This is a genomic window from Domibacillus enclensis, from assembly GCF_900156125.1.
Taxonomy (GTDB): Bacteria; Bacillota; Bacilli; order Bacillales; family Domibacillaceae; genus Domibacillus; species Domibacillus enclensis.
This window is the reverse complement of sequence record NZ_FTLX01000001.1, coordinates 408,111-431,989: the sequence shown is the minus strand read 5'-3', so window position 1 is coordinate 431,989 and position 23,879 is coordinate 408,111. Positions and strand designations below refer to the sequence as shown.

The following is a 23,879-nucleotide window of genomic DNA, read 5'->3' as shown; positions in this document are numbered from 1 at the left end:
AAAGCTCAAATTAAATCATTTCATCTTCGGGGCGTGGTGAAATTCCCGACCGGCGGTAATAGGATACAGTCCTTGAGCCCGCGAGCCGATAAGGCAGGATCTGGTGCGATTCCAGAGCCGACAGTATAGTCTGGATGGGAGAAGATGAAGGTATGCCTGTGGCCGAAAAACGAACGATTTTCGGACGCTTCTTTATGCATGACTTTTCTCCCCTCGAGCAAGTTGCTTGAGGGGATTTGTTTTGTTGGCGGGGCTGCCTTCCTTCTAATGAGATGGATGAAAAAGAAGGAGAATGACGAATGAAGAAACAAAATGTACGTGCGTTAACGACAGTAGGACTGCTGTCGACTATTTCCTATTTGCTGATGCTGCTCAATTTTCCGATCCCGCCGTTTCCAGGGTTTCTGATGATTGACTTCAGCGATGTTCCGGCGTTGGTTGCGGCCATTGCGCTCGGTCCGATTGCAGGCATAACAGTTGAATTTTTGAAAAATGTGATTAACTTTATTATGATGGGCAGCCCAACCGGCGTTCCTGTCGGCCATGTAGCCAATTTTGCGGCAGGGGTCACCTTTATTTTGCCTGTTTATTACGTATATAAACGCTTTGAATCAAAAAAGGCAATGCCGCTGGCGATCGCAGCAGGTGTTGTTTCGATGTCCGTCATCATGAGTGTGCTGAACTATTTTGTCATCTTGCCTGCTTACACGATGTTTCTCGGATCTCCGGCGATGAGCGGATCAGAGATGAGACAAATGATTGTCGCTGGTATTCTGCCATTCAACCTGGTCAAGGGCGCAATTGTCGGCATCGTCTTTTATATGATCTTCGTTCGCCTGCACAGCTGGACAAAAAAACTTTCAACTGTGTAAAAGCAAAAAGCCGGTCTCAGAGGAGGCCGGCTTTTCATCATGTTGAAAAACAAACGGGTCAAGAGAAACCCGATGTTTTTTCTAAATTGTTTCCTTTTTTCTTAGCAAAGAATAGGCTGTTTTTCTAAAAAAGAACATTCAGGGGCTCCGGGCTGCCGGCTCCGCTTTCCGGTGGGGCGAACGCTGAACCAGCCCAAAAAGCACGGCTGTTTCAGCCTGTCCGCTCGTCCCACTGGAGTCTGCGCCGGCCTCCCTCCGCCCGTAGGGGTTCTAGAGGAACGTAGTGAATGACTGACAGCTATTCTTGAAAATGTTTAACGTCAATAAGGAACCCCTCTTTTCCTACATGGTGAAAAGCAGAGGATCCTCATCTCTTTTTTTCAATCAGAACGATTTCCATTTTTTGTTTTACACTCTGCTTTTCTTCCCCACCAGGGCGGCTGGCGCAGGACGAAGACTCGGGAGGGATCAAGCGGGTTAGGTGAGATCCACTTTTGGAGCGTAGCGACAAAAGTTAGCTCACCGCCCGCCCCTCCGAACGCGTAGTCCTGCAGAAGCCGCCCTGACTGTGTTCGCACAAGCATAGTAGCGTTGAAAAAGAGAAGTACTCACCGGCTTTTCATGTTCTTTTTCAATAATATGAAAAGCCGGTCTCTGTTGAGGCCGGCTTTTGTTTTATTCGAATTTTAAAGCATCGCCGTTGAACGGCTCGTCTGCAATTTTAATGGAATCGGTCGGACAGCCTTCAAATGCGTCCTGCATGTCTTCTTCAAGAACGTCTGGAACAGCAGCAGTTCCTTCGTTTTCATCAAGAATAACGAATGCAATGCCTTCATCGTCGTAGTCGTAAATGTCTGGTGCAGCAGCGCCGCAGGCACCACAAGCAATACATGTGTCTTTATCGACAATCGTATATTTCGCCAAGATGTAAACCTCCTATAAAAATCAGTCAGTAAGCGTATGAGAAAACACTTCTATTGTCCATTTTAAGTCCGATTAAGTTGCTTTTCAATAAAAAACTTCCGCTTCTTTTATGTAAACCCTTTCATTTGGGCGTGAATAAAAATCCAAGACAGGAACGCATGTTCATGTTACACTAGGAGCATAAAGACGAGGAGGGGTAGCTGTGCGATGTCTGGATGCGGTCATACTGCTTATGCTGAAGGAAGTTGAAGGAGAACGTACGGCTTCCTCGGTTTATCATCTGTTAAAGGGCAAGAAGTCCGCACAAACGATACAGGATGCTCATTTATACGAACTGCAAAAGTGGTTTCAAACAGCTCCTTTTCTTCAAATGCATTCCTTTGAGCAGGCTGTTCAGCACCTATTGGATTCAGGGCATCTGCATGGCACTCTTCAGCGGCTGTTTTTAACAGAAAAAGGACTAAAGGCGATGGAAAACAAGCTGAACGAAACAACAGTGTTTCCTTTTTTATCAGGATGGACCCTTTCCGGAACGGCGCCGGTGTTTTTCAATCGCATTCAGCTCCTGGTTCAAGTCGTTTCACACATCGCTTATTCGGATCGTTCGTATTATCCGGTTACCCGCGATGAGCACGTGCAGGAATGGATGAAGGGTTTTTTAAAGAAGAGTTCTATTGACAAAACAATGCTTTCAGCGCAGCTGCAGAAGGAATTGATATTTGTTCTGGAACGTCAGCCGGAGAATCCAGACTGCATATTGCTCCGATTTTCCGGCCGCGGCCAAACAGCTCTTACAGCTGAACAAGCCGCAGAATGGCTTTTAATAGAGCCAACTGAATATTGGTACCGGTTTTTACACAGTCTTCATGCGATTATTCAGCTTCTGTTGACGACGGAAGAAGAAATGCCGCTATTAAAGCATATTTTGTCAGATATTACGGTAACCGTTCCATTAACCGCATCTGCCCGTAAAACAGCTGAATACTTACAAAATAATTTGACGATTGATCAGATTGTATCGGTACGGCACTTAAAGCGGTCGACTGTTGAGGACCACATCGTCGAATTGGCCTTGAACGATCCTCACTTTTCAATCCGGCCGTTTATTACAGAGGAGAAAGAACAAGCGGTGCTGCAGGCAGGCGCAAGCAAATCAACCCGTCAGCTAAAACCGTTAAAGGATCAGCTTCCTGATCATACATACTTTGAAATTCGCCTTGTACTGGCTAAAGAAAGCAGGCGGTCTGAATGACAATAGAAGATGTTCTGAAACAAAAATTCGGCTATGATTCATTTCGCCCGGGCCAGCAGGAAACCATTCATTCGCTCCTGAAAGGACGGGACACGCTGAGCATGATGCCTACAGGTACAGGCAAATCGCTTTGTTATCAGCTGCCGGCTTATTTAATGGACGGGGTGACCGTGATCGTGTCCCCGCTCCTTTCGTTAATGCAGGATCAAGTGGATCAGCTGAAAGCAGGAGGGGAAAAACGGGTCATTGCCCTCAATTCATTTTTACAATATGAAGAAAAAACACGTGCCCTTCTGCATCTTCAGCACTATAAATTCATTTTTCTTTCACCTGAAATGCTTCAGGTTCAGCCCATTATTCAAGCTATTCAACGTTTAACTATTTCTTTGTTTGTTGTGGATGAAGCGCACTGCATTTCACAATGGGGGTATGATTTTCGTCCTGATTATGGCCTACTTGGAGACGTTCGGCGTAAATTAAATGAGCCTCTTACCCTGGCATTGACAGCAACAGCGGATGAAAAAGTGCGTGAAGACATTAAGCGTCAGCTTTGCTTGACTGATCCAAAGGAATTAGTTTTTTCCGTGAACCGGCCGAATATTTCAATGAAGGCTGAACGAATGGAGGACCCGCTCCAAAAGCAAAAAAAACTGGTGGAGCTTGTCCGCTTTTTTAAAAAACCCGGAATTGTTTATTTTTCAGGCAGAAAAGCAGCGGAGGAAGCTGTTATGCTGTTAAAGCTGAATGGTGTTAAAAAAGCGGCTTTTTATCACGGCGGCATGGAAGCAGGAGACCGTCTGCTCATTCAGCACCAGTTTTTAAATGGAGAACTTGACGTAGTGTGTGCGACAAGCGCCTTTGGAATGGGCATTAACAAAGAAGATGTCCGCTTCGTCATTCATTATCATATGCCCTCGCAAATGGAGGCGTATTTACAAGAAATTGGCCGTGCCGGTCGGGACGGACATCCGTCCATCGCCGTTATTTTTTATGTGCATGGCGATGAAAGGCTTCACGAGTTTATCGCTCAATCAGAGCTGCCGAGCTGTGATCAAATTAAGCAGGCAGCAACGCAGCACCAGTCGCTTGATCAGGTTGAACCGCCGCTTACAGATATTCAAAAGCGATTTCTCGAACACTACACAAAGCAGGCCGTGCTTGAGGGAAAACGGGCGGAGTCGTATATTCTCCAGGTTCGAGAGCATCTATTGGCCAAAAAAGCAGAAAAAAGAAGTCAAATGAAAGAGTGGATCGATTCGGATGAGTGTCGCCGTGCCGGATATATGCGCTTTTTTAACGAAGAGCCGTCCGGCCAGCAGCAATGCTGCGACCGGTGTGGGATAGACCTGGCCGTTTATAAAGAAAACGATCAGGGAAATAAACCAGTGAAAAACCTGGACTGGCGCGGACGATTGAATAATCTGCTCCCGGGACTTTAATCCATTACACAATAAAACAAATTCGAGTATAATAAAAAGTAAATGGGCAATCAATGTTCAATTAAAGGCTGTTCCGACAATTGAGAAGGAAGAAAGCTGTCTAATTAAGATGAGCGTGGGAGGAATGACCATGAAAGACCCTTATCGCGAATTGGCCGAAAAGCATAAACAGCCGCTTGAAAAAGTGACAAAGCCTGAGGTCGAAGAGGGAGAGTCTCTGCAGCGTCCGGTTCATAAAAAAGCGGATAAACAAACACATTACCCGTTAATCACGGCGTTGCTTGTTTTTTTTATCGCATCGCCCTTTATCGCTGTATATGCATTTAAGGAAGAAAAGCCGGTGGTCAACCAAATTGTAAATGAGCAGCCCGATCAAGCACAGGAAGAATCTGCTCAGTAAAATATTGAACGAAAAAGAGGAATGAGCCATTTTGATAGTTAAGCAACTAATGATGGCTGCGTCACCTTTCGCCGCAGCAGGAATATATATGTGGAAAGAAGCTTTTCGCAATCATGTAAAAGAAACCGTATTGGCCGATCGACGATTTCCTGAAAAAGCGCCGCTTGCGCTTTTTTTTATTTCCGACATTCATTGCCGGCTTGTTCATCCATCGATCATTCGGCATGTGAAGGGCCGTGCGGATCTAGTTGTAATCGGGGGGGACCTGTATGAAGGCGGCGTTAACATCAAGCGGATTCATGAGAACATCGAACGTTTGTCGCAAATTGGTCCCATCTTTTTCGTGCCAGGCAATAACGATTATGAGATTGCGTTTGAAAAAATTGCCCCCATCTTTTCAAAATGGAATGTCACGATGCTGAAAAATCAGTCTGTTGCGTTGTCTGACGATGTGTTTTTGCTGGGGACAGACGATTTAAGCAAAGGCAAAAGTGATAAGGCGACTCTTTTTGACGGTGTGCCTTCTCATGCATTCAAAATCATCTGCAGCCATAACCCGGCTTTTATTCGGGTGCTGAACCAGGGAGATCGTGTAGCACTCCTGTTAAGCGGCCACACCCACGGAGGGCAAATACGCCTTGGCCGGTGGGGTATGTATGAAAAAGGCCGGTGGCGGACGGTAAAAGGCATTCATACGCTTGTATCAAATGGTTATGGAACAACAGGTGTCCCGCTGCGTCTCGGTGCGCGTGCAGAAACACACCTTATTACGATTTGCCGTCCGGAAGAGAAGATCGAAATTTTACGTAGGTGAATCGGACTTGTATAATAACTGTACAACGTCCCGTGAAAGGAAAGAGCTTTATGAATGAAGGGAAATACAATATTAAAGCGGTATCGACAATGACTGGAATTCAGCCAGGTACGCTCCGTGCCTGGGAACGAAGGTATGAAATATTAGAGCCTGTTCGAAATGAGGCGGGACACCGGCTTTATACGGATGAACATATTCGGAAATTGAAATGGCTGTCAGATAAGGTGCAGCAGGGATTCACGATCAGCCAGGCAGCGTCCTTGCTCGATCAGCATGAAGAAACGCCTCCTTATTTGCCGAACAGTGAAGCCAGTCAGCACGAGGCTTTGTCAGAAGAATTGCTGCAGGCGCTGCTTCGTTTTGACGAAGTAAAAGCACAGGAGCTCATCAATAAAGCCTTTTCCCTTTATACGATCGATAATGTCACGATTAATATATTGGCAGCACTGCTCGTTAAAATTGGCACGTTATGGGAGGATGGAGAGATTACAACGGCGCACGAGCACTTTGCGACGTCCATTTTGCGGTCACGGATTGGCATGGTGATGCATTCCTTTCCGCACAATGGAGTTCTCCCGAAAGTGATTGCGGTATGCGGTCCAGACGAATGGCATGAGCTCGGCTTATTGATCTTCACGCTGTTTGTCAGACGGCTCGGATATGAAGTCGTTTATTTAGGTGCGAGCTTGAAGGAAGGCGATATCTTCACTGTAACGGATACAGTGAAGCCGAAGTTTTTATTTCTATCCTGTACGTTAAAACGCAACCTTGAGCCTACGATCCAATTGGCAGATGAGTTAAAGGCCAAGTATCCAGCCATGGAAATTGGGATTGGCGGATCAGCGATGAATGGCCCTATTTCAGAAAAAGGGAAGTCATATGTCGTGGGCAATACGCAAGACGAATGGAAAGAGTGGATGAGCAGCCGGCTTTAAGCGGCATGATTGAAATGTCCGTTCTTTTTTTCTACAATAGAGCGTGCAGAGAAAAGGAACGGGAGCGGATGAAATGAAAACGGAAGAATGCATTATTGTCGGCGGTGGACCGTGTGGACTGGCTGCGGCCATCGCCATGAAAAAAATCGGAAAAAATCCGCTGGTTGTTGAAAAAGGGAATATTGTGAACGCCATATACGGCTACCCTACCCATCAGACGTTTTTCAGCTCCAGCGAAAAGCTGGCCATTGGCGATGTTCCTTTTATTATTGAAGAGCGCAAGCCTCACCGGAATCAGGCGCTTGTTTATTACCGGGAAGTGGTGAAGCTGAAAGAGCTTCGAATCAACCGGTTTGAGCAGGTAGAACGGGTTGAAAAGCAGGAAAGTGGATTGTTTCACGTTCACACGTCAAAGGACGCGTACGAAACGCCCTATGTCGTCATCGCGACGGGCTATTACGACCATCCGAATTATATGAACATACCGGGTGAAGAAATGGATCACGTCTTTCATTATTTTAAAGAAGCGCATCCGTTTTTTGATACGGATGTGGTGGTCATTGGCGGGAAAAATTCCTCCGTTGATGCAGCGCTTGAGCTTCATAAAGCCGGTGCGAGAGTAACGGTCATGTACCGGGGCAGCGACTATTCGCCGAGCGTCAAGCCGTGGATTTTGCCCGAGTTTGAAGCGCTGGTCCGCAGCGGGGAAGTGAAGATGATTTTCGAGGCAAACGTGAAAGCCATTGAAAAAGGCGCTGTCGCATATGAAGTGAATGGCGTGGAGCAAACGATAAAAAACGATTTTGTTTTCGCCATGACAGGCTATCATCCCGATCACGCTTTTTTAAGAAAGATGGGGGTTGGCATTGACGCAGAAACAGGCCGGCCGATTTACGATGAACACACGAAAGAAACGAATGTAGAGAATATTTTCATCGCTGGAGTTATTGCAGCCGGCAACAATGCAAATGAAATCTTTATTGAGAACGGACGCTTTCATGGCGAAGAAATAGCCGCTGCGATTGAAACGAAAGAAAAAGGGCTTGAGCCAGAAGTGTTTGAATAGAAAAAGCGCCGAACGATCACGCGAACTCTCGCAGTCGTTCGGCGCTTTTTAATCTTCAAAATGTGAAGCGTTTCTTTGGTTGGTGTATCTAAGCTCTCTTAGTTAAAAAAATAGGGCAGGTTTTGGTTGTGGCCGCCTGATAGAGCGGCGAGAAGCTTTAAGCGGGCTTTTTGGCCAGTTAGTCCACCGGCAAACAAAGCTCCTGCTTTTTTCAAGGACGCGCCACCGCCATCGTACTCATAAACCGGCTGGACGATTCCGCTGCCGCATCTGGATGTGATAACGACCGGCACCCCTTTTTGAATCAAATCGATCAGCGCTTCTGCTGCCAGCGGGGGAATATTTCCTTGTCCCATTGCCTCGATAATAATGCCGTCGCAGCCTGAGAGCTGGTTGATAAGACTGCCGTCCATTCCCGCATACACTTTTAAGATTGGAATGTGAACATCTTTTGCATGCTTAAGATGGATTGGTCTTTGTTGCGTCGGCGTATGAAAAAAGTGCGGACCTGATTTCAGCACAGTGCCGACAGGGCCAGCATCACGGCTTTGAAAGGAATCAAGGCTGCCGGTATTGGTTTTTGTTACATATTGCGCGCTGTGAATCGCTTCGTTCATGACAACGAGAACGCCCTGATCGGCTGCTTCGCTGCTTGCTGCCGTTTTAACAGCGGCGATGAAGTTGGCAAGTCCGTCTGCACTTACTTCGTTGCTAGACCGCATCGCGCCCGTTAGCACAACCGGAATCGCTTTTTCTAATGTGAGCTGAAGGAAATAAGCGGTTTCCTCCATTGTGTCGGTTCCATGCGTGATCACGACCCCGTCCGCTTTAGTGGCTTCTATTTCTTTTTTCAGCATCATCATGTGCTGGATGGTTACGTGGGGCGAAGGAATTTGGAAAAGCTCTTTTACTGTGTATTGGGCATCTACGCCAGGGATGTCGATCACTTCCGCAATCGGGTTGCTTCCATCAGTGGAAACGCCGCCGGTTTCGAGATTTTCTTTCATCGAAATGGTTCCGCCCGTGTGAAGAAGCAATAGGTGTTTTTTTGACATTATGTGCACTCCTTATTTTCATTCTGCAAGTCTCATGATACGATGGAAAAAACAGAAAGAAAAGAGGGAACGTGTATGATCCCGATTCTTTCAGCAGGAATGGCACCGGGCCTTGCGCTGCTGGTCTTTTTTTATTTGCGTGACCGTTACGAAACGGAGCCGGTCGCATCCGTGGCCAAGGCGTTCATATATGGAATCATCGTTACCTTCCCTGTTATGTTCTTGCAATATGTGCTGAATGAAGAGCAGCTGATGAGGAGTGGATTCATTCAGGCTTTTTTCGGAACGGCGATGCCCGAAGAGTTTATGAAATGGTTTGTGCTGTATTTTTTAATTTACACGCATACGCATTTTGATGAACCATATGATGGCATCGTGTACGCCACAAGTGTGTCCCTCGGATTTGCGACGGCGGAGAATGTACTTTACCTCGCGGCGCACGGTGTGGAATATGCGTTTATGCGGGCTCTTTTGCCTGTATCCAGCCATGCGCTGTTTGGTGCGATCATGGGTTATTATTTAAGCCGGGCAAAGTTTGGTGACCCATCCCTTGAGAAAAGGATGCTGATGCTCGCTTTTTTCATTTCTTTTCTGCTCCACGGCTCCTTTGATTACATTTTATTTATAGAGAGAACCTGGGTTTATTATATGATTCCATTTATGCTGTTTCTCTGGTGGTTTGCATTAAGGAAAGTGAAAAAAGCACATATGCTGACGGATGCGTATCATGAGCATCGTCTGAAAATGTAAAAAAGCCGCTCCAAGGAGTTGGCTTTTTTTTGTATAAAAAAAGAGGTCGATGACAAACTATCTGTATATTTCAATAGGATGGTGAGCGACATTGATGAAGTGGAAAAAGCAGATCGCTGTTTTATTAACGATTACCTTTCTGCTTGCGGCGAAGCAGGCAGGTGCCTTTTCAGAGCAGGTCGTCCAGCGAGGGGCAGAAGGAGATGACGTGATTGAGCTTCAATCACGGCTTCAATATACAGGATATTACCGCGATCCGATTGATGGCGTGTTCGGCTGGTCGACCTACTGGGCGTTGCGGAATTTTCAAGAGTCGTTCGGGCTCCCGGTCGACGGTCTGGCAGGAGGCGCAACAAAGCGAAAGCTGGAACAAGCCTCGAAATACGATGAAGCCCATGTGAAAAGTCAGATACGAAAAGGCAAAGCATTTACGTATTACGGCGGAGCGGAAACATCTGCTCAATCGGTCAACACGCCAGAAGGATTTTCGCAAAATGATATTCAACTGATGGCGAATGCCGTTTACGGGGAAGCGCGCGGAGAACCATACGAAGGGCAGGTGGCGGTTGCGGCTGTTATTTTAAACCGTGTGGCCAGTGAAACCTTCCCGAACACCGCTTCTGGCGTTATTTTTGAACCGGGTGCATTCACTGCTGTAGCAGATGGCCAAATTTGGCTGACGCCGAATGAAACAGCAAAAAAAGCGGTGCTGGATGCCGTGAATGGCTGGGACCCGACAGGAGAGGCGTTGTATTATTTTAATCCGGATACCGCCACGAGCAAGTGGATTTGGTCACGGCCGCAAATCAAGAAAATCGGCCAGCATATTTTTTGTGAATAGGAGGAGAAAAGAATGCGGAGGTTTATAACAGCAGCGATGGCGGTTTTGCTGGTGGTGACAGCCATTTGGGGGTTAACGCAGTATCGTCAAAAACAAGTGCTGATGATGGAAGCGGAAAGCGGCTATCAGCAAGCATTTCACGAGCTTGTGTATCAGGTGGATGTCATTCATGACCGAACGGGTGAAGCGCTGGCGATGAACTCAAAAGCCAATTTAACGCCTGCGTTGACGGACGTCTGGCGCTTAACGTCCGAAGCCCACAATGCGATCAGCCGTCTTCCGCTCGGGTTTATGCCTTTCTCTAAAACAGAGGAGTTTTTAGGCGCCAGTGGCGATTTTACGTATAAAACGGCTGTGAGAGATCTAGACACAGAGCCGCTCTCTGAAAAAGAATACGAACAGCTTGAATCTCTGTACAAGCAGGCAGCGGATATCCAAAAGGACTTGCGGTCGGTTCAAATGTCTGTACTGGATCAAAACCTGCGCTGGACTGATGTCGCACAGGCAGCTGCAAGCGGTGACGAGCCAAAAGACAATACCGTGATTGATGGATTTAATCAAATTGAGAAAAAAGCATCTGAATTTTCAGAAGCGGACATTTTCCAGGCATCACAGGTGGAAAAGTCGGTATCCGACGACGCTTTGAAAAAATTAAAGGGCCCGGTGATCACAAAAAAAGAAGCAGCTGAAAGAGCAAAAGAGTATTTCCAGATTGACGCTGAAGTGACAAGTGTGGAAAGCAGCTTAAAAGGGGCTTCGATTCCTTTTTACAACGTGGCCGTTGTCGGTCAAAACGGAGAAGAAGCAAGCATGGATATTACAAAAAAGGGCGGGTATCCACTCACCTTTACTGTCAACCGTACTCCTGGAAAAGGGCGGATCAGCTTGTTTGACGCATCTGAAAAAGCGTCGGCGTTTTTAAAAAAGCACGGCTTCGAGGACATGGTCGTGACGAACAGCGCACAGTATGACCATACAGGTGTCTTTACCTTTACGAAAAAAGTGAAAGACACGCTTGTTTATCCAGAGTCGGTCACAGTGAAAACAGCACTCGATACAGGAGGCATCACAGGGCTCGAAGCACAAAACTACTGGAAAAATAAAAAAGACCGTGACATTCCTGAGCCGGGCTTAACGGAAGCGGAAGCGAAAAAAGAACTGCACCCGAAGCTGACGGTGATGGAATCAACGAAAGCGATTGTGACGAACGATGAAATGAAAGATGTTTTGTGCTATGAATTTTTAGCGGAAAACGGAACGGCTTCCTATAGAATTTTTATCAATGCGGACAGCGGGAAGGAAGAGCGAATTGATAAATTGACGGAAGCAGAAGCGTCATACGGCTGAGAATGACATATTGCATTCAATGCGCGAATCCTTTATAATTTTTTCCAGTGAACGCTTTAGGTCAAAAGGCGTATTAATGGAAATAAAGAGAGTGATAACGATGCTTGAAGCAGGGATTCCCATTTCGATGGAGCCATATGATAGTGTGGACAAAAAAGAAGAATACCGATGTAAAATTGTTGATGTGGAGGAAGGAAAGGTATACATTGACTATCCTGTCAGCACAGAAACCAATAAAACCGTTTTCCTGCTGGACGGCATGCAGCTGGCTGTGAACTTTATTGATCCAACCGCTGCTTCCGCTGTTTATTTGTTTCAAACGGAAGTTATCGGCAGGGTGAAAAAGAAAATACCGATGCTCGTTTTGCACGATCCGGGGATCGATAACTATGTCCGGGTGCAGCGCCGGAAATTCGTTCGGGTTCCTACCGCTATCGATATTGCGGTAGAGGTAAACGGTGTACCGGCTTTTTCTTCAGTCACAGAAGATATTAGTGCAGGAGGGGCGGCTGTTGTTATTCCGGGTGCGGTCCAAATAGAACCCGATACGGAAGTGACGCTTTACGGTGTGATTCCATCTCAGCACGGAGAGCCGCGCTACATTGAAACGAAAGCAGATCTTGTTCGCATTCGCGAAGATGAAAAAAGCGGCCGGCGGGTCGGTTCCTTTCAATTCAAAGAGCTGCTTTACGCGGATCAGCAAATGCTCATGCGGTTTTGTTTTGAGCGGCAGTTGCAGCTGCGCAAAAAAGGACTGCAATAATGAAGAGCCCTTTTGGGTTCTTTTTTTTGTGGCGAAGTTATTCTGTGATAAAATAAGGAAGACTTTTTGGATGAGGTGACGACATGGACAGACAATTGCAAATTGCGATAGACGGACCCGCTGCGGCAGGAAAAAGCACAGCGGCAAAAATCGTCGCAGCACGGCTTTCGTATATTTATATTGATACAGGCGCAATGTACCGCGCAATTACGTATAAAGCCCTTGAACAAAACATAGATGTAGAGGACGGGAAAAAACTCGGCGAACTGCTTCACGGCACCACGATCACGCTTGAACAAGCCGAAAACGGTCAAATGGTTTTGCTCGACGGCCTGGATGTGACCGAAGCGATCCGGACAGACGTTGTGACAAATAATGTATCCGCCGTTGCGCGCCACAGTGAAATACGCCGCGACATGACCGCACGGCAGCAGCAGCTGGCGGCAAAGGGCGGTGTTGTGATGGATGGACGCGACATTGGCACGAGTGTTCTCCCAAAAGCAGACGTGAAAATTTTTCTGCTGGCCGGGGTAGAAGAACGGGCGAAGCGCCGTCATGCCGAAAATCTGAAAAAAGGGTTTTCGTCAGATTTGGAGAATTTAAAAAGAGAGATTGCCGCACGTGACAAAATGGATATGGAGAGAGTCGAATCTCCGCTTCAAAAAGCAGAGGGCGCCATTGAAATCGATACAACCTTTATGACGGTTGACCAGGTTGTTGACGCCATTTTATCAGCAGCCGGCGTGGAGGGATAAGGAGTGGTAACATTTTATACAGTTGCGAAAACAGTGGTCAAAACCATTTTAACCCCCACTTACCGGATTCAAGTCACGGGTCTTGAACATTTCCCGAAAGAGGGCGGTGTCCTGCTTTGCGCCAATCACATTGATAATCTCGATCCGCCTGTAGTTGGTATCACCGCCAACCGTCCTGTGAGGTTCATGGCAAAGGAAGAGCTGTTTAAAACGAAGTGGACAGGGAAATTAATGAAGGGGCTCAACGCTTTCCCGGTGAAGCGGGGCATGAGTGACCGGGAAGCGTTGCGAAATGGGCTGAAAATGCTGAAAGAAGGGCAGGTGCTCGGTCTTTTTCCAGAAGGAACCCGTTCAAAGGATGGGACGTTAGGCAAGGGTCTTGCAGGTGCCGGCTTTTTTGCCCTGCGGACGGATGCGGCTGTTGTTCCCTGTGCCGTTATCGGACCTTACAAAGTGGGCCGGAAGCTGCACGTAGTGTACGGACCCCCGATTGACATGACGCCGCTCCGTGAAAAAAAAGCATCGGCAGAAGAAGCAACAGAAGCGATTATGCAGGCAATTGGAAAGTTGATCGAAAACCATCGATCATGAGCTTCTGGCTTGACAAATTCGCTCATTTGTAAGAAGTTAGAACTAAGAATTTTAAAAATTGACGCAGTTTCGTATTGAGGAGGATTACATATGACAGAGGATATGAATCAGGCAGAAGTGAATAACTACTCCGTTGGCGATAAAGTCCGCGCTACGGTTGTGAAAGTCGAAGAAAAGCAGGTCCAGGTGGAAATTCCGGACAGCAAGAAAGACGGTATTATTCCCATCAGTGAACTGTCAAGCCTTCACGTAGAAAAAGCATCAGATGTTGTTGCAGAGGGCGATGAGCTCGAACTGCTTGTTACAAAAGAAGAAGATGATCTGTACGTGCTGTCGAAACGGAAAGCGGATGCTGAAACCGCTTGGGACGATATGCAGCAACGGTTTGAAGAAGGAACGATTTTTGAAGCGGAGATCAAAGAAGTTGTTAAAGGCGGCCTTGTGGTAGACCTTGGCATTCGCGGATTTATTCCAGCTTCACTTGTTGAAGATCACTTCGTTGAAGATTTTGAAGATTACAAGGGCCGTGTGATGAAGCTTAAAATTGTTGAGCTTGAACAAGATAAAAATCGTTTGATTTTGTCTCACCGCGCCGTATTAGATATTGAAAAAGCAGAAAACAAACAAAAAGTACTGGAAGATATTCAAGCAGGCGATGTAATTGAAGGGAAAGTTCAGCGCCTAACGGACTTTGGCGCCTTCGTTGATATCGGCGGTGTTGACGGTCTTGTGCATATTTCCCAGCTATCACACGATCATGTGGAAAAACCTTCTGACGTATTAACAGAAGGACAGGAAGTAAAAGTGAAAGTGCTGTCAATCGATCGTGACAGCGAACGCATTTCCTTATCTATTAAGGAGACACTTCCTGGACCGTGGGAAAACATTGCGGACCGCGCACCGATTGGATCAGAGCACGAAGGAACGGTCAAGCGCCTCGTTTCATATGGTGCTTTCGTCGAAGTGTTCCCGGGTGTAGAAGGTCTCGTGCATATTTCCCAGATTTCAAACCGACACATCGGTACACCGCATGAAGTGCTTGAAGAAGGACAGCAAGTGAAAGTAAAAGTTCTTGATGCAAACGAGCAAGAGCATCGTTTATCATTGAGCATGAAATCCTTTGAAGAATATGAGCCGGAAGAAACGGTAGATTCCTATGAAATGCCGGAAGAAAGCTCAGGATTCCAAATTGGTGATATTTTGGGTGACCAGCTAAAAGACTTAAAATAAGATGGTGATGACAATTTGAGCAGATCGGAACGGAAAATCGACCATATTCATTATGCGTTGTCGACAGGGCAAAGCCGGCGGACAGGACTGGATGAACTTCAGTTTGTCCACCGCAGCCTTCCGGGTTCCTCTGTAACGGATCTATCGCTATCAACCGAAATCGGCGGACTTCAGTGGAGTTCGCCGATTTTTGTGAATGCGATGACCGGCGGGGGCGGACAGGCAACGGCAGAAATTAATACACAGCTTGCCGAGGTCGCGGCAGCCTGCGACATCCCGATGGCCGTTGGCTCCCAAATGGCAGCGCTTCGCCATCCGGAGGAAAGTGCAACGTTTAAAGCAGCAAGAAAAGCAAATCCAAATGGCCTGATGCTGGCGAACATCGGATCTGAAGCAACAGTGGATGAAGCGAAAGCGGTTTGTGACATGATCGAAGCGGATTATTTGCAAATTCACCTGAATGTTATTCAGGAGCTTGCGATGCCGGAGGGAGACCGTGATTTCAAAGGCGCTCTTGAGCGAATCGCTGCGATTTGTGAGCAGGTGGGTGTACCGGTTATCGTCAAAGAAACGGGCTTTGGCATTGGATTTGAAACCGCTAAGCAGCTGAATGAACTGCCCCTTGCTGCCATTGACACGGCGGGTTTTGGCGGTACCAATTTTGCAGCCGTTGAAAACGAACGTTCAGAACGCCCGCTTTCGTTTTTTAATAGCTGGGGTATTCCGACAGCTGTTTCCATCGTTGAAACGTCCTCAGGTGCACCGGATCAAACCGTGATTGCATCGGGCGGTTTGCAAAACGCTGAAGATGTTGTGAAATCGCTCGTTCTTGGTGCTTCAGCAGCAGGCCTTTCAGGGTTTTTATTAAATATTTTGCTGACGGGCGGTCAGGAAGCACTTGTCGATCATATTCAGCAGATCAAAACGGATATGAAGATGATGATGTGTGCACTGGGCGCTAAATCGATAACCGATCTTCATCATTCTCCTCTCATTATAGGTGGCCAAACCGAACAATGGCTCCGCGTAAGAGGGTTAAAGCCGGAACGATTTGCGGTACGTGTGCCAGCCTCATTTGATTCGTAATAGAAATGTGCTAAAATAAGATGTTGATTGAACCCCTTCTCGTGGCAGAAGGGTTTTCTTTTGAACAAAAACGATTCACGTATAAATGAATGAACCATTGAAGGGAAAGATGAAATGATGAAACGGACTGTTGCCATCGTTGGAAGGCCGAATGTGGGCAAGTCAACGATTTTTAACCGGATTGCGGGAGAGCGTATTTCCATTGTAGAAGATGTTCCAGGTGTGACACGTGACCGGATTTACAGCTCAGGAGAATGGCTGACGCACGAATTTAATTTGATTGATACAGGCGGAATTGATTTAAGCGATGAACCCTTTTTGGACCAAATTCGCCAGCAGGCGGAAATAGCAATTGATGAAGCAGATGTCATTATTTTTATCGTGAATGGCCGCGAAGGTGTGACGTCGGCAGATGAAGAAGTAGCAAAGATTTTGTACCGCTCGAAAAAACCGATCGTTCTTGGGGTCAATAAAATTGATAATCCGGAAATGCGGACGGATATTTATGATTTTTATTCGCTCGGTTTTGGTGAAATTTATCCGATTTCAGGCTCGCACGGAATTGGGCTTGGCGATCTTCTGGATGAAGTGGTGTCTCATTTTCCGACCGGCGAAGACAAGCCATATGAAGATGATGTCATTAAATTTTCATTAATTGGACGGCCGAATGTAGGGAAATCCTCGTTAACAAACGCGCTGCTCGGAGAAGACCGTGTAATCGTAAGTGACATTGCCGGCACGACCCGTGATGCAGTGGATTCGCCGTACACGTACAATGGACAAAAATATGTCATTATTGATACAGCGGGTATGCGCAAGCGTGGTAAAGTATATGAAACAACTGAAAAATACAGTGTTCTTCGGGCGATGAGAGCGATCGAACGGTCCGACGTCGTATTGGTCATTTTAAATGCAGAGGAAGGCATTCGGGAGCAGGATAAGCATATTGCCGGCTACGCACATGAAGCGGGAAGAGCCGTTGTGATCGTCGTCAATAAATGGGATGCCGTTGAAAAAGACGAAAAAACGATGAGTGAATTCGAAGAAAACATCCGCAGCCACTTTCAATTTTTAGATTATGCACCGATTGTTTTCTTATCTGCTTTAACGAAAAAGCGGATTCACACGTTAATGCCTTATATTGACCGCGCGAGCGAAAGCCACTCTATGCGTGTGCAGTCAAGCGTATTGAATGATGTTATTACCGATGCGGTTGCGATGAACCCGGCACCTTCTGATAAAGGCAAGCGCCTGCGGGTGTATTATGCTACTCAAGTAGCAGTGAAGCCGCCGACATTTGTTGTATTCGTGAATGAGCCGGAACTCATGCACTTTTCGTATCTTCGCTTTCTTGAAAACCGCATTCGGGCTGCGTTTGAGTTTGAAGGAACGCCGATCCATATTATTGCGCGTGCAAGAAAATAAGCATGAAGGGTTGTGTGCCAAATGACTGAAAAAATTGCTGTGCTTGGAGCGGGAAGCTGGGGAACAGCTCTTGCTCTCGTTCTGGCTGACAACGGGCATGACGTATTTATTTGGGCCAAAAACAAAGACCGTGTCGGTGAAATTAATTCGCGTCATACAAACAGCCAGTATTTGCCGGATATCACGTTGCCGGCGCAATTGAAAGCGACTGCTTCTCTTGAGGAGGCACTTCAAGGTGTCGAGGCAGTGGTGATGGCGGTTCCGACAAAAGCGATTCGAGAGGTCTCCCGCGAGGTTGTGAAAATGGCATCCTCTCCGCTGACCGTCATCCACGTATCTAAAGGAATAGAGCCGGATTCACTGCTGCGCATTTCCGAAATGATTGAAGAGGAAATACCGGATGATCTTCTTCAAAGCGTGGTCGTCCTGTCAGGGCCTTCTCATGCTGAGGAAGTGAGTCTGCGTCATCCGACGACAGTTGCGGTCTCTTCAGCGTCGCCTGAAGCGGCAAAGAAAACACAGGATTTGTTTATGAACCAGCATTTCCGTGTGTACACCAATCCCGATTTAATCGGGGTGGAAATTGGCGGTGCGCTGAAAAACATCATCGCACTCGCTGCAGGGATTTCCGATGGTCTTGGCTATGGCGATAACGCAAAAGCGGCACTGATCACGAGAGGGCTCGCTGAAATTGCCCGTCTTGGAACGAAGATGGGGGCCAATCCGCTCACGTTTTCCGGTCTTGCGGGCATCGGTGATTTAATCGTGACCTGTACAAGTGTGCATTCAAGAAACTGGCGGGCTGGCAACATGCTTGGCCAGGGGAAAAAGCTTGAAGAAGTGCTCCAAAGCATGGGTATGGTTGTGGAAGGGGTTCGCACCACTAAAGCAGGCCAGCAGCTGTCACAGAAATACAACGTGCAAATGCCGATTACCAATGCGCTTTATCACATTTTATTTGAACAGCAGGACCCGAAAAAAGCCGTTGATGAGCTGATGGCACGGGTAAAGAAAACGGAGCTTGAGGATTTAATCGATATATTGGACACAAAGCAGGAGTAGCAGAAAGGACGAGGAAGAATGTCACCATCCATGCTGAAAATGTGGATCTCATTTGCCGGAATGGGGCTGATGATTCTCTCCATTTTCTCCATTTATTTAAGCCGCTATAAATTCAGCAATGGCGTTATTAAAGCGATCACAGCGTTGTTTGCCTACTTGTGCATGATTGTCGGCGGGCTGATTGTGGTGTATGTTGTATTAAGCGGCCCGACCCGCTAACGCAAAGAGGTGAACGAGATGAAAAGAAAAAATGGGTTGTTTTTTTCGATCATGCTGCTTTCGTTTCTGCTTAGCGGCTGTTTGTACCCGGAAGAAAATTTAAACCAAAACGAAGTGCCGTATGAAGATCAGCTTCAGTCTGTTCAATCTGCGGTTAATCAGTTTCAAACAGAAGAGGGCGGCATTTTGCCCATTAAAACAAAAGAAGACGACCCGGATATTTACGAAAAATATCCTGTTGACTTCAGTAAAATTTCACCGCGCTTCATGGCTGAACCACCCGGAAATGCGTATGAAAGCGGCGGCATTTACCAGTACGTTCTTATTGACGTTGAAACCAATCCGTCGGTTAAGCTGATTGATCTGCGGATCGCAGAGCAAATCCGCAGCATTCGTGTCCGCCTTCTTGCTCATGAATTTCCGCCCTTTAAGGATGCGCTGGCGGACAATGTGTATACGCTTGATTTCAAAGAGCTTGGCTATGAGGACGAGCCTTACATTACAAGTCCTTATTCAGGCAAACAGCTTCCGCTTGTGATGAGCGGCGACGGTACCATTTACATTGATTACGCAGCTGATTTGTACGCAGCCCTTCAGGAAACAGACCCTCCGCCAGCACCGGGAGAGGACATCCGCAGCCTGCTCACACAATCTTCCCCATTCGTGCCTGCCTACTCGCTTCCTTATACAGTAGATGAGCAGGGGGAGCCAATATTTATGAACAAGTAGAAGCCTGACTAACATCAGGCTTCTTTTTTTTGCATACATTGAAACTGGGCTCATACAATGTAAAGCAGGGCGGCGGACGGGCCGTTTAATACGGAAGGGGGCTGCTTATGGAAAAAACAGAATTAATGAAGGATATCGCTGAACGAACAGAAGGCGATATTTATTTGGGCGTAGTCGGTGCTGTCAGAACAGGGAAATCAACCTTCATCAAACGCTTTATGGAGCTGCTGGTTTTGCCGAATATGGACAGTGAATCAGAACGGCGGCGTGCGCAGGATGAGCTGCCGCAAAGCGCAGCCGGCCGGACGATTATGACGACAGAGCCGAAATTTGTCCCGAGCAGAGCGGCCGCCGTTCAAGCGGGCGGCGTTCTGGTGAACATTCGTCTCGTCGATTGCGTAGGATATGTGGTTCCGGAGGCGAAAGGGTACGAGGACGAACATGGTCCCAGAATGATTCAAACGCCTTGGCATGATGAGCCGATCCCGTTTGATGAGGCGGCAGATATTGGTACGCGAAAAGTGATTGAAGAGCATTCAACGATTGGCGTGGTTGTGACGACAGATGGCTCCTTCGGCGAGATGCGGAGATCGTCTTATGTCGAGGCCGAGGAGCGGGCTGTCAACGGTTTAAAAGAAGTTGGAAAGCCATTTATCTTAATTATTAACTCCGCTCGTCCGGACCACACCGAAACCATTCTGCTTCAGGAAGAATTAAGCGAGAAATACGACATTCCGGTGCTGGCAATGTCTGTGGAAGCGATGACGGAAGCAAACGTGCTGCACGTGTTGCAGGAGGCGCTATTTGAGTTTCCGGTTCATGAAGTTAATGTTCATCTCCCGTCATGGATTATGGCACTGGATGAATCTCACTGGCTTCGGGATCAGTATAACGAAATGGTAAAAGAAACCGTGAAGGACATTAAACGGCTGCGCGATGTAAATCGGGTTGTGGAACAGTTTGGCGGTGGTGAATATATTGAATCCGCCGTTTTAACGGGAATGGACATGGGACAGGGAATTGCGGAAATTAACGTTCACGCGCCAAATGGCCTTTATGAAACGATTGTCAATGAAATTATTGGCGAGCCGCTTCGTGGAAAAGAACATCTTCTCGAGATCATGCAGCATTACGCACGAATTAAAGAAGAATATGGGCAGGTAGAAGAAGCACTTAAGATGGTGAAGCAAACTGGCTATGGGGTGGCGGTGCCGTCCATGAGTGAAATGCGCCTGGAGGAGCCCCAAATCATCCGCCACGGCTCACGCTATGGTGTCCGGATGAAAGCGGTGGCGCCGTCTATTCACATGATTCAAGTCGATATTGAATCAGAATTCTCACCGATTATTGGAACCGAAAAGCAAAGCGAGGAGCTCGTGCATCACGTCATGAAGGATTTTGAAGAGGACCCGCTGTCGATTTGGGAAAGTGATATTTTCGGCCGGAATTTAAGCTCTATTGTGAAGGACGGTATACATTCGAAGGTGTCCTTAATGCCGGATCATGCAAGAAGCAAATTAAAAGATACGCTTGAGAAAATTATAAATGAAGGGTCAGGCGGCATGATCGCGATTCTTCTTTAATAGACAGCCGGACTTCCAATTTGGGAGTCTTTTTTCGTGGAAAGGGCGTAAAATAGCGATTTGGAATGGATTCTGCTTGATATGACCGAACACATGTGATAATCTTTTAACAGAATTACGGTAAAACATTGATATAACAATGTTTATCGGGTCTCATGCGGGAGGAGGTGAATGGCATGAACAAAACTGATTTGATTAATGAAGTTGCTGAAACAGCTGAACTTTCTAAGAAAGACGCGACTAAAGCGGTTGACGCTATTTTTGATGCCATCCAAGATACATTGGCAAAAGGCGACAAAGTACAACTAATCGGCTTCGGAAACTTTGAAGTACGCGAACGTTCTGCACGTAAAGGACGCAACCCGCAAACAGGCGAAGAAATCGAAATCGCAGCAAGCAAAGTACCGGCATTCAAACCGGGCAAAGCGTTGAAAGACGCAGTTAAATAAGTACATAGCCAAATTGGCTAAAGATGAGGCTGCCCCTAATCGGGCAGTCTCTTTTTGTGAACACTTCTTTTTGCCGGTTTGCAGGCGGTTATGCTAAGATGAAGTGCAGCACAAACATAAAAAAGTGTAGTATATATTAACAGGAGTGGTGAAGATGTCAGAAGTAGATCACGCCAAGATTCAGCAGGCAGTAAGGCTCATTTTAGAAGCAGTTGGGGAAAACCCGGACCGGGAAGGCTTAGTGGATACACCAAAGCGGGTGGCAAAAATGTACGAAGAAGCATTCTCAGGGCTTCACGTAGATCCAAAACACTATTTTGCAACCGTTTTTGAAGAACAATATGAAGAGCTTGTTTTAGTAAAGGATATTCCGTTTTATTCGATGTGTGAGCATCATCTTGTTCCTTTCTTCGGCCATGCACATGTCGCATATTTGCCAAAAGGGGGAAAAGTGACAGGTCTCAGCAAGCTGGCCCGGGCCGTGGAATCTGTTGCGCGCCGTCCTCAATTGCAGGAGCGGATCACTAGCGACGTCGCCAATGCGATTATGGAAATGCTTGAACCGCATGGCGCCATGGTTATTGTGGAAGCCGAGCATATGTGCATGGCGATGCGCGGAGTGAAAAAGCCTGGCGCAAAAACCGTCACAACCGCTGCGAGGGGCTTATATGAAAATGATGCCCAGCTTCGCACGGAATTGCTTTCGCTCATTCGTTCGTCATGATCGTGTGAGTATGCTATACTAAACATACGTAATCAAAGAACGGAAAACGATGAATAACCGATTCAAGAGTGAGGGGTTTTGGCAATGACGGAGTGGCAGGAGCAAAAAAGAGCTCTACTCGAAGAAATTAATCAGGCTTGCCGGCAGCCTTTTTTAGATAACGTGCTCGGACATCCGGCTGTGAATCCGCTGCGGGCATCTGCTTTAATGCTCGCTTTTGACGAAAATCAAAGGAGAACAGACGTGGCGCGAAAGCAAATGACCGCTGCTGTTCTTATTCAGATGGCTCTTGACACGCATGACTTGATCCCGCCTCTGACAGAAGAAATGACAAGGGAAAACCAGCTCATTGTGCTCGCAGGAGACTACTACAGCGGCATGTACTATCAAACGCTAGCAGAAGCTGGCTGCATTCACTGGGTTGGCGTGCTCGCAGAAGCCGTTAAAAAAGTAAATGAAACAAAAACGGCACTTCATAGCGGCCTTCTTCGTTCAGAGGAGTCGGTCTTTCAAGCTGTTCAAACTATTGAAAGTGATATTATCAGGTCTGTTTATACGGAAGTAAATGCGGATGAAGCCTGCTGGTCCGCTGTCTGTCTTTTACTTGAACTAGACCGGCTTCAGCGCGAAAAAAAGAAGCCCATTATCGTTGTGGATGCGCTTGAACGTGTTTGCGGCGAGAAGAAAAAGGCGATGGATGCCATTGACCGTCGACTTGAGAAATGCCAGTCAGATTTAAATAAATGGATGAAAAATGTGGAATCGTCCAGCGCAGCGGCCATTCAGGCGGAATGGGACCGAGTGAATAGCATGCCGCTTCGACTTGTGGGAGAAGGGTGACCAAATGCAGCAATCTAAAGAAGAGAAAGTGCACCATGTATTTGAGAAGATTTACGGCAATTACGACAAAATGAATTCCGTTATCAGCTTTCAGCAGCACAAGCGCTGGCGGAATGACACAATGAAGATCATGAACGTGCCAAAGGGTGCCAGTGCACTTGATGTGTGCTGCGGAACAGCAGACTGGACGATGGCTCTTGCTGAGGCTGTAGGGCCTGAAGGATCTGTGAAGGGTCTGGATTTCAGCCAGAACATGCTGGCTGTAGGAGAACAAAAAGTAGCAGCTGCCGGCATGGAGCAGGTCGAGCTTATTCATGGGAATGCGATGGAGCTTCCGTTTGAAGACAATACGTTTGACTATGTAACGATTGGCTTTGGCCTTCGCAATGTGCCGGACTATTTACAGGTTTTAAGCGAAATGAACCGTGTGCTAAAACCTGGCGGGATGGCTGTTTGTCTGGAAACAAGCCAGCCGCAGCTTCCTGTCTTTAAAGAAGGATACATGCTTTATTTCCGCTACGTGATGCCAGCGATTGGCCGCTTATTCGCCAAAAGCTATGAGGAGTATTCGTGGCTCCAGGAGTCCGCGCGTCATTTTCCGGATATGAAGGAGCTTGCCCGGATGTTTCAGCAGGCCGGCTTTGAAAATGTGCGGTTTAAAGCACATACAGGCGGGGTTGCGGCCACCCATTACGGGAACAAAACATATTAGACCAAAAGCCGGGTGA

26 protein-coding genes and 1 riboswitch are annotated in these 23,879 nt (G+C 47.1%); of the genes, 24 read left to right on the top strand and 2 right to left on the bottom strand.

Annotated elements, in window-relative coordinates:
* The first annotated feature begins 18 nt into the window (after window positions 1–18).
* Window positions 19–150: riboswitch (FMN riboswitch) on the top strand.
* Between the two features lie 149 nt (window positions 151–299).
* Window positions 300–872: an ECF transporter S component gene (locus tag BW952_RS02175; RefSeq protein ID WP_045852619.1), complete on the top strand. Its 573-nt coding sequence runs from the start codon at window positions 300–302 to the stop codon at window positions 870–872.
* Window positions 873–1,547: 675 nt separating this feature from the next.
* On the opposite strand, the gene BW952_RS02170 is transcribed toward BW952_RS02175, so the two are convergent.
* Window positions 1,548–1,796: a ferredoxin gene (locus tag BW952_RS02170; RefSeq protein ID WP_045851400.1), complete on the bottom strand. Its 249-nt coding sequence runs from the start codon at window positions 1,794–1,796 to the stop codon at window positions 1,548–1,550.
* Window positions 1,797–1,998: 202 nt separating this feature from the next.
* On the opposite strand from BW952_RS02170, the gene BW952_RS02165 reads away from it, so the two are divergent.
* From BW952_RS02165 to BW952_RS02140, 6 genes are all read left to right on the top strand, one after another.
* Window positions 1,999–3,048: a YpbB family protein gene (locus tag BW952_RS02165; RefSeq protein WP_052698482.1), complete on the top strand. Its 1,050-nt coding sequence runs from the start codon at window positions 1,999–2,001 to the stop codon at window positions 3,046–3,048.
* Window positions 3,045–4,487, top strand: coding sequence for a RecQ family ATP-dependent DNA helicase (locus tag BW952_RS02160; protein WP_045851401.1), 1,443 nt, complete (start codon window positions 3,045–3,047; stop codon window positions 4,485–4,487). Before BW952_RS02165 ends, BW952_RS02160 begins: the two co-directional genes overlap by 4 nt.
* Before the next feature lie 130 nt (window positions 4,488–4,617).
* Window positions 4,618–4,887 (top strand): hypothetical protein, encoded by a 270-nt coding sequence (locus tag BW952_RS02155; RefSeq protein ID WP_045851402.1) that lies wholly within the window; start codon window positions 4,618–4,620, stop codon window positions 4,885–4,887.
* Window positions 4,888–4,975: 88 nt separating this feature from the next.
* Window positions 4,976–5,701, top strand: a complete 726-nt coding sequence (locus BW952_RS02150; RefSeq protein ID WP_231581430.1) for a metallophosphoesterase — start codon at window positions 4,976–4,978, stop codon at window positions 5,699–5,701.
* 50 nt (window positions 5,702–5,751) lie between these two features.
* Window positions 5,752–6,636 carry a MerR family transcriptional regulator gene (locus tag BW952_RS02145; protein ID WP_045851404.1) on the top strand — a complete coding sequence of 295 codons (885 nt, stop codon included), beginning with the start codon at window positions 5,752–5,754 and terminating at the stop codon, window positions 6,634–6,636.
* A 73-nt stretch (window positions 6,637–6,709) separates the two neighbouring features.
* Entirely contained in the window at window positions 6,710–7,702 is a 993-nt protein-coding gene (locus tag BW952_RS02140; RefSeq protein ID WP_045851405.1) for a YpdA family putative bacillithiol disulfide reductase, read from the top strand.
* A gap of 98 nt (window positions 7,703–7,800) precedes the next feature.
* Here BW952_RS02140 and BW952_RS02135 read toward each other — a convergent pair whose 3' ends face one another.
* Entirely contained in the window at window positions 7,801–8,757 is a 957-nt protein-coding gene (locus tag BW952_RS02135) for an asparaginase (protein ID WP_045851406.1), read from the bottom strand.
* A gap of 75 nt (window positions 8,758–8,832) precedes the next feature.
* On the opposite strand from BW952_RS02135, the gene prsW reads away from it, so the two are divergent.
* The 17 genes from prsW (at window position 8,833) to BW952_RS02050 (ending at window position 23,863) form a co-directional block, all read left to right on the top strand.
* Entirely contained in the window at window positions 8,833–9,507 is a 675-nt protein-coding gene (gene prsW / locus BW952_RS02130) for a glutamic-type intramembrane protease PrsW (RefSeq protein WP_045851407.1), read from the top strand.
* A 94-nt stretch (window positions 9,508–9,601) separates the two neighbouring features.
* A complete protein-coding gene (gene sleB, locus BW952_RS02125) occupies window positions 9,602–10,348 on the top strand; it encodes a spore cortex-lytic enzyme (protein WP_045851408.1) in 747 nt (248 codons plus the stop codon).
* Window positions 10,349–10,360: 12 nt separating this feature from the next.
* Complete coding sequence (gene ypeB / locus BW952_RS02120) at window positions 10,361–11,695, top strand: germination protein YpeB (RefSeq protein WP_045851409.1); 1,335 nt, start codon at window positions 10,361–10,363, stop codon at window positions 11,693–11,695.
* Between the two features lie 76 nt (window positions 11,696–11,771).
* Window positions 11,772–12,458, top strand: a complete 687-nt coding sequence (locus BW952_RS02115; protein WP_169714075.1) for a flagellar brake protein — start codon at window positions 11,772–11,774, stop codon at window positions 12,456–12,458.
* A gap of 83 nt (window positions 12,459–12,541) precedes the next feature.
* The gene (gene cmk / locus BW952_RS02110; RefSeq protein ID WP_045851411.1) at window positions 12,542–13,213 is read left to right on the top strand and encodes a (d)CMP kinase; all 672 of its coding nucleotides are present in this window, start codon (window positions 12,542–12,544) and stop codon (window positions 13,211–13,213) included.
* Between the two features lie 3 nt (window positions 13,214–13,216).
* A complete protein-coding gene (locus BW952_RS02105) occupies window positions 13,217–13,804 on the top strand; it encodes a lysophospholipid acyltransferase family protein (protein ID WP_045851412.1) in 588 nt (195 codons plus the stop codon).
* 90 nt (window positions 13,805–13,894) lie between these two features.
* On the top strand, window positions 13,895–15,034 hold the full coding sequence (gene rpsA / locus BW952_RS02100) for a 30S ribosomal protein S1 (protein WP_045851413.1): 1,140 nt from the start codon (window positions 13,895–13,897) through the stop codon (window positions 15,032–15,034).
* Window positions 15,035–15,049: 15 nt separating this feature from the next.
* Window positions 15,050–16,120, top strand: coding sequence for a type 2 isopentenyl-diphosphate Delta-isomerase (fni, locus tag BW952_RS02095; RefSeq protein ID WP_045851414.1), 1,071 nt, complete (start codon window positions 15,050–15,052; stop codon window positions 16,118–16,120).
* Between the two features lie 114 nt (window positions 16,121–16,234).
* Complete coding sequence (gene der, locus BW952_RS02090) at window positions 16,235–17,545, top strand: ribosome biogenesis GTPase Der (RefSeq protein WP_045851415.1); 1,311 nt, start codon at window positions 16,235–16,237, stop codon at window positions 17,543–17,545.
* A 21-nt stretch (window positions 17,546–17,566) separates the two neighbouring features.
* Complete coding sequence (locus BW952_RS02085; protein ID WP_045851416.1) at window positions 17,567–18,607, top strand: NAD(P)H-dependent glycerol-3-phosphate dehydrogenase; 1,041 nt, start codon at window positions 17,567–17,569, stop codon at window positions 18,605–18,607.
* A gap of 18 nt (window positions 18,608–18,625) precedes the next feature.
* Window positions 18,626–18,826, top strand: coding sequence for a DUF2768 domain-containing protein (locus BW952_RS02080; RefSeq protein ID WP_045851417.1), 201 nt, complete (start codon window positions 18,626–18,628; stop codon window positions 18,824–18,826).
* 18 nt (window positions 18,827–18,844) lie between these two features.
* Complete coding sequence (locus tag BW952_RS02075; protein ID WP_045851418.1) at window positions 18,845–19,555, top strand: hypothetical protein; 711 nt, start codon at window positions 18,845–18,847, stop codon at window positions 19,553–19,555.
* A 107-nt stretch (window positions 19,556–19,662) separates the two neighbouring features.
* Entirely contained in the window at window positions 19,663–21,138 is a 1,476-nt protein-coding gene (spoIVA, locus tag BW952_RS02070; RefSeq protein ID WP_045851419.1) for a stage IV sporulation protein A, read from the top strand.
* A gap of 176 nt (window positions 21,139–21,314) precedes the next feature.
* Window positions 21,315–21,587 (top strand): HU family DNA-binding protein, encoded by a 273-nt coding sequence (locus BW952_RS02065; protein ID WP_045851420.1) that lies wholly within the window; start codon window positions 21,315–21,317, stop codon window positions 21,585–21,587.
* Window positions 21,588–21,741: 154 nt separating this feature from the next.
* The gene (folE, locus tag BW952_RS02060; RefSeq protein ID WP_045851421.1) at window positions 21,742–22,311 is read left to right on the top strand and encodes a GTP cyclohydrolase I FolE; all 570 of its coding nucleotides are present in this window, start codon (window positions 21,742–21,744) and stop codon (window positions 22,309–22,311) included.
* A gap of 84 nt (window positions 22,312–22,395) precedes the next feature.
* Window positions 22,396–23,151 (top strand): heptaprenyl diphosphate synthase component 1, encoded by a 756-nt coding sequence (locus tag BW952_RS02055; RefSeq protein WP_045851422.1) that lies wholly within the window; start codon window positions 22,396–22,398, stop codon window positions 23,149–23,151.
* 4 nt (window positions 23,152–23,155) lie between these two features.
* The gene (locus tag BW952_RS02050) at window positions 23,156–23,863 is read left to right on the top strand and encodes a demethylmenaquinone methyltransferase (protein WP_045851423.1); all 708 of its coding nucleotides are present in this window, start codon (window positions 23,156–23,158) and stop codon (window positions 23,861–23,863) included.
* Window positions 23,864–23,879: the final 16 nt, after the last annotated feature.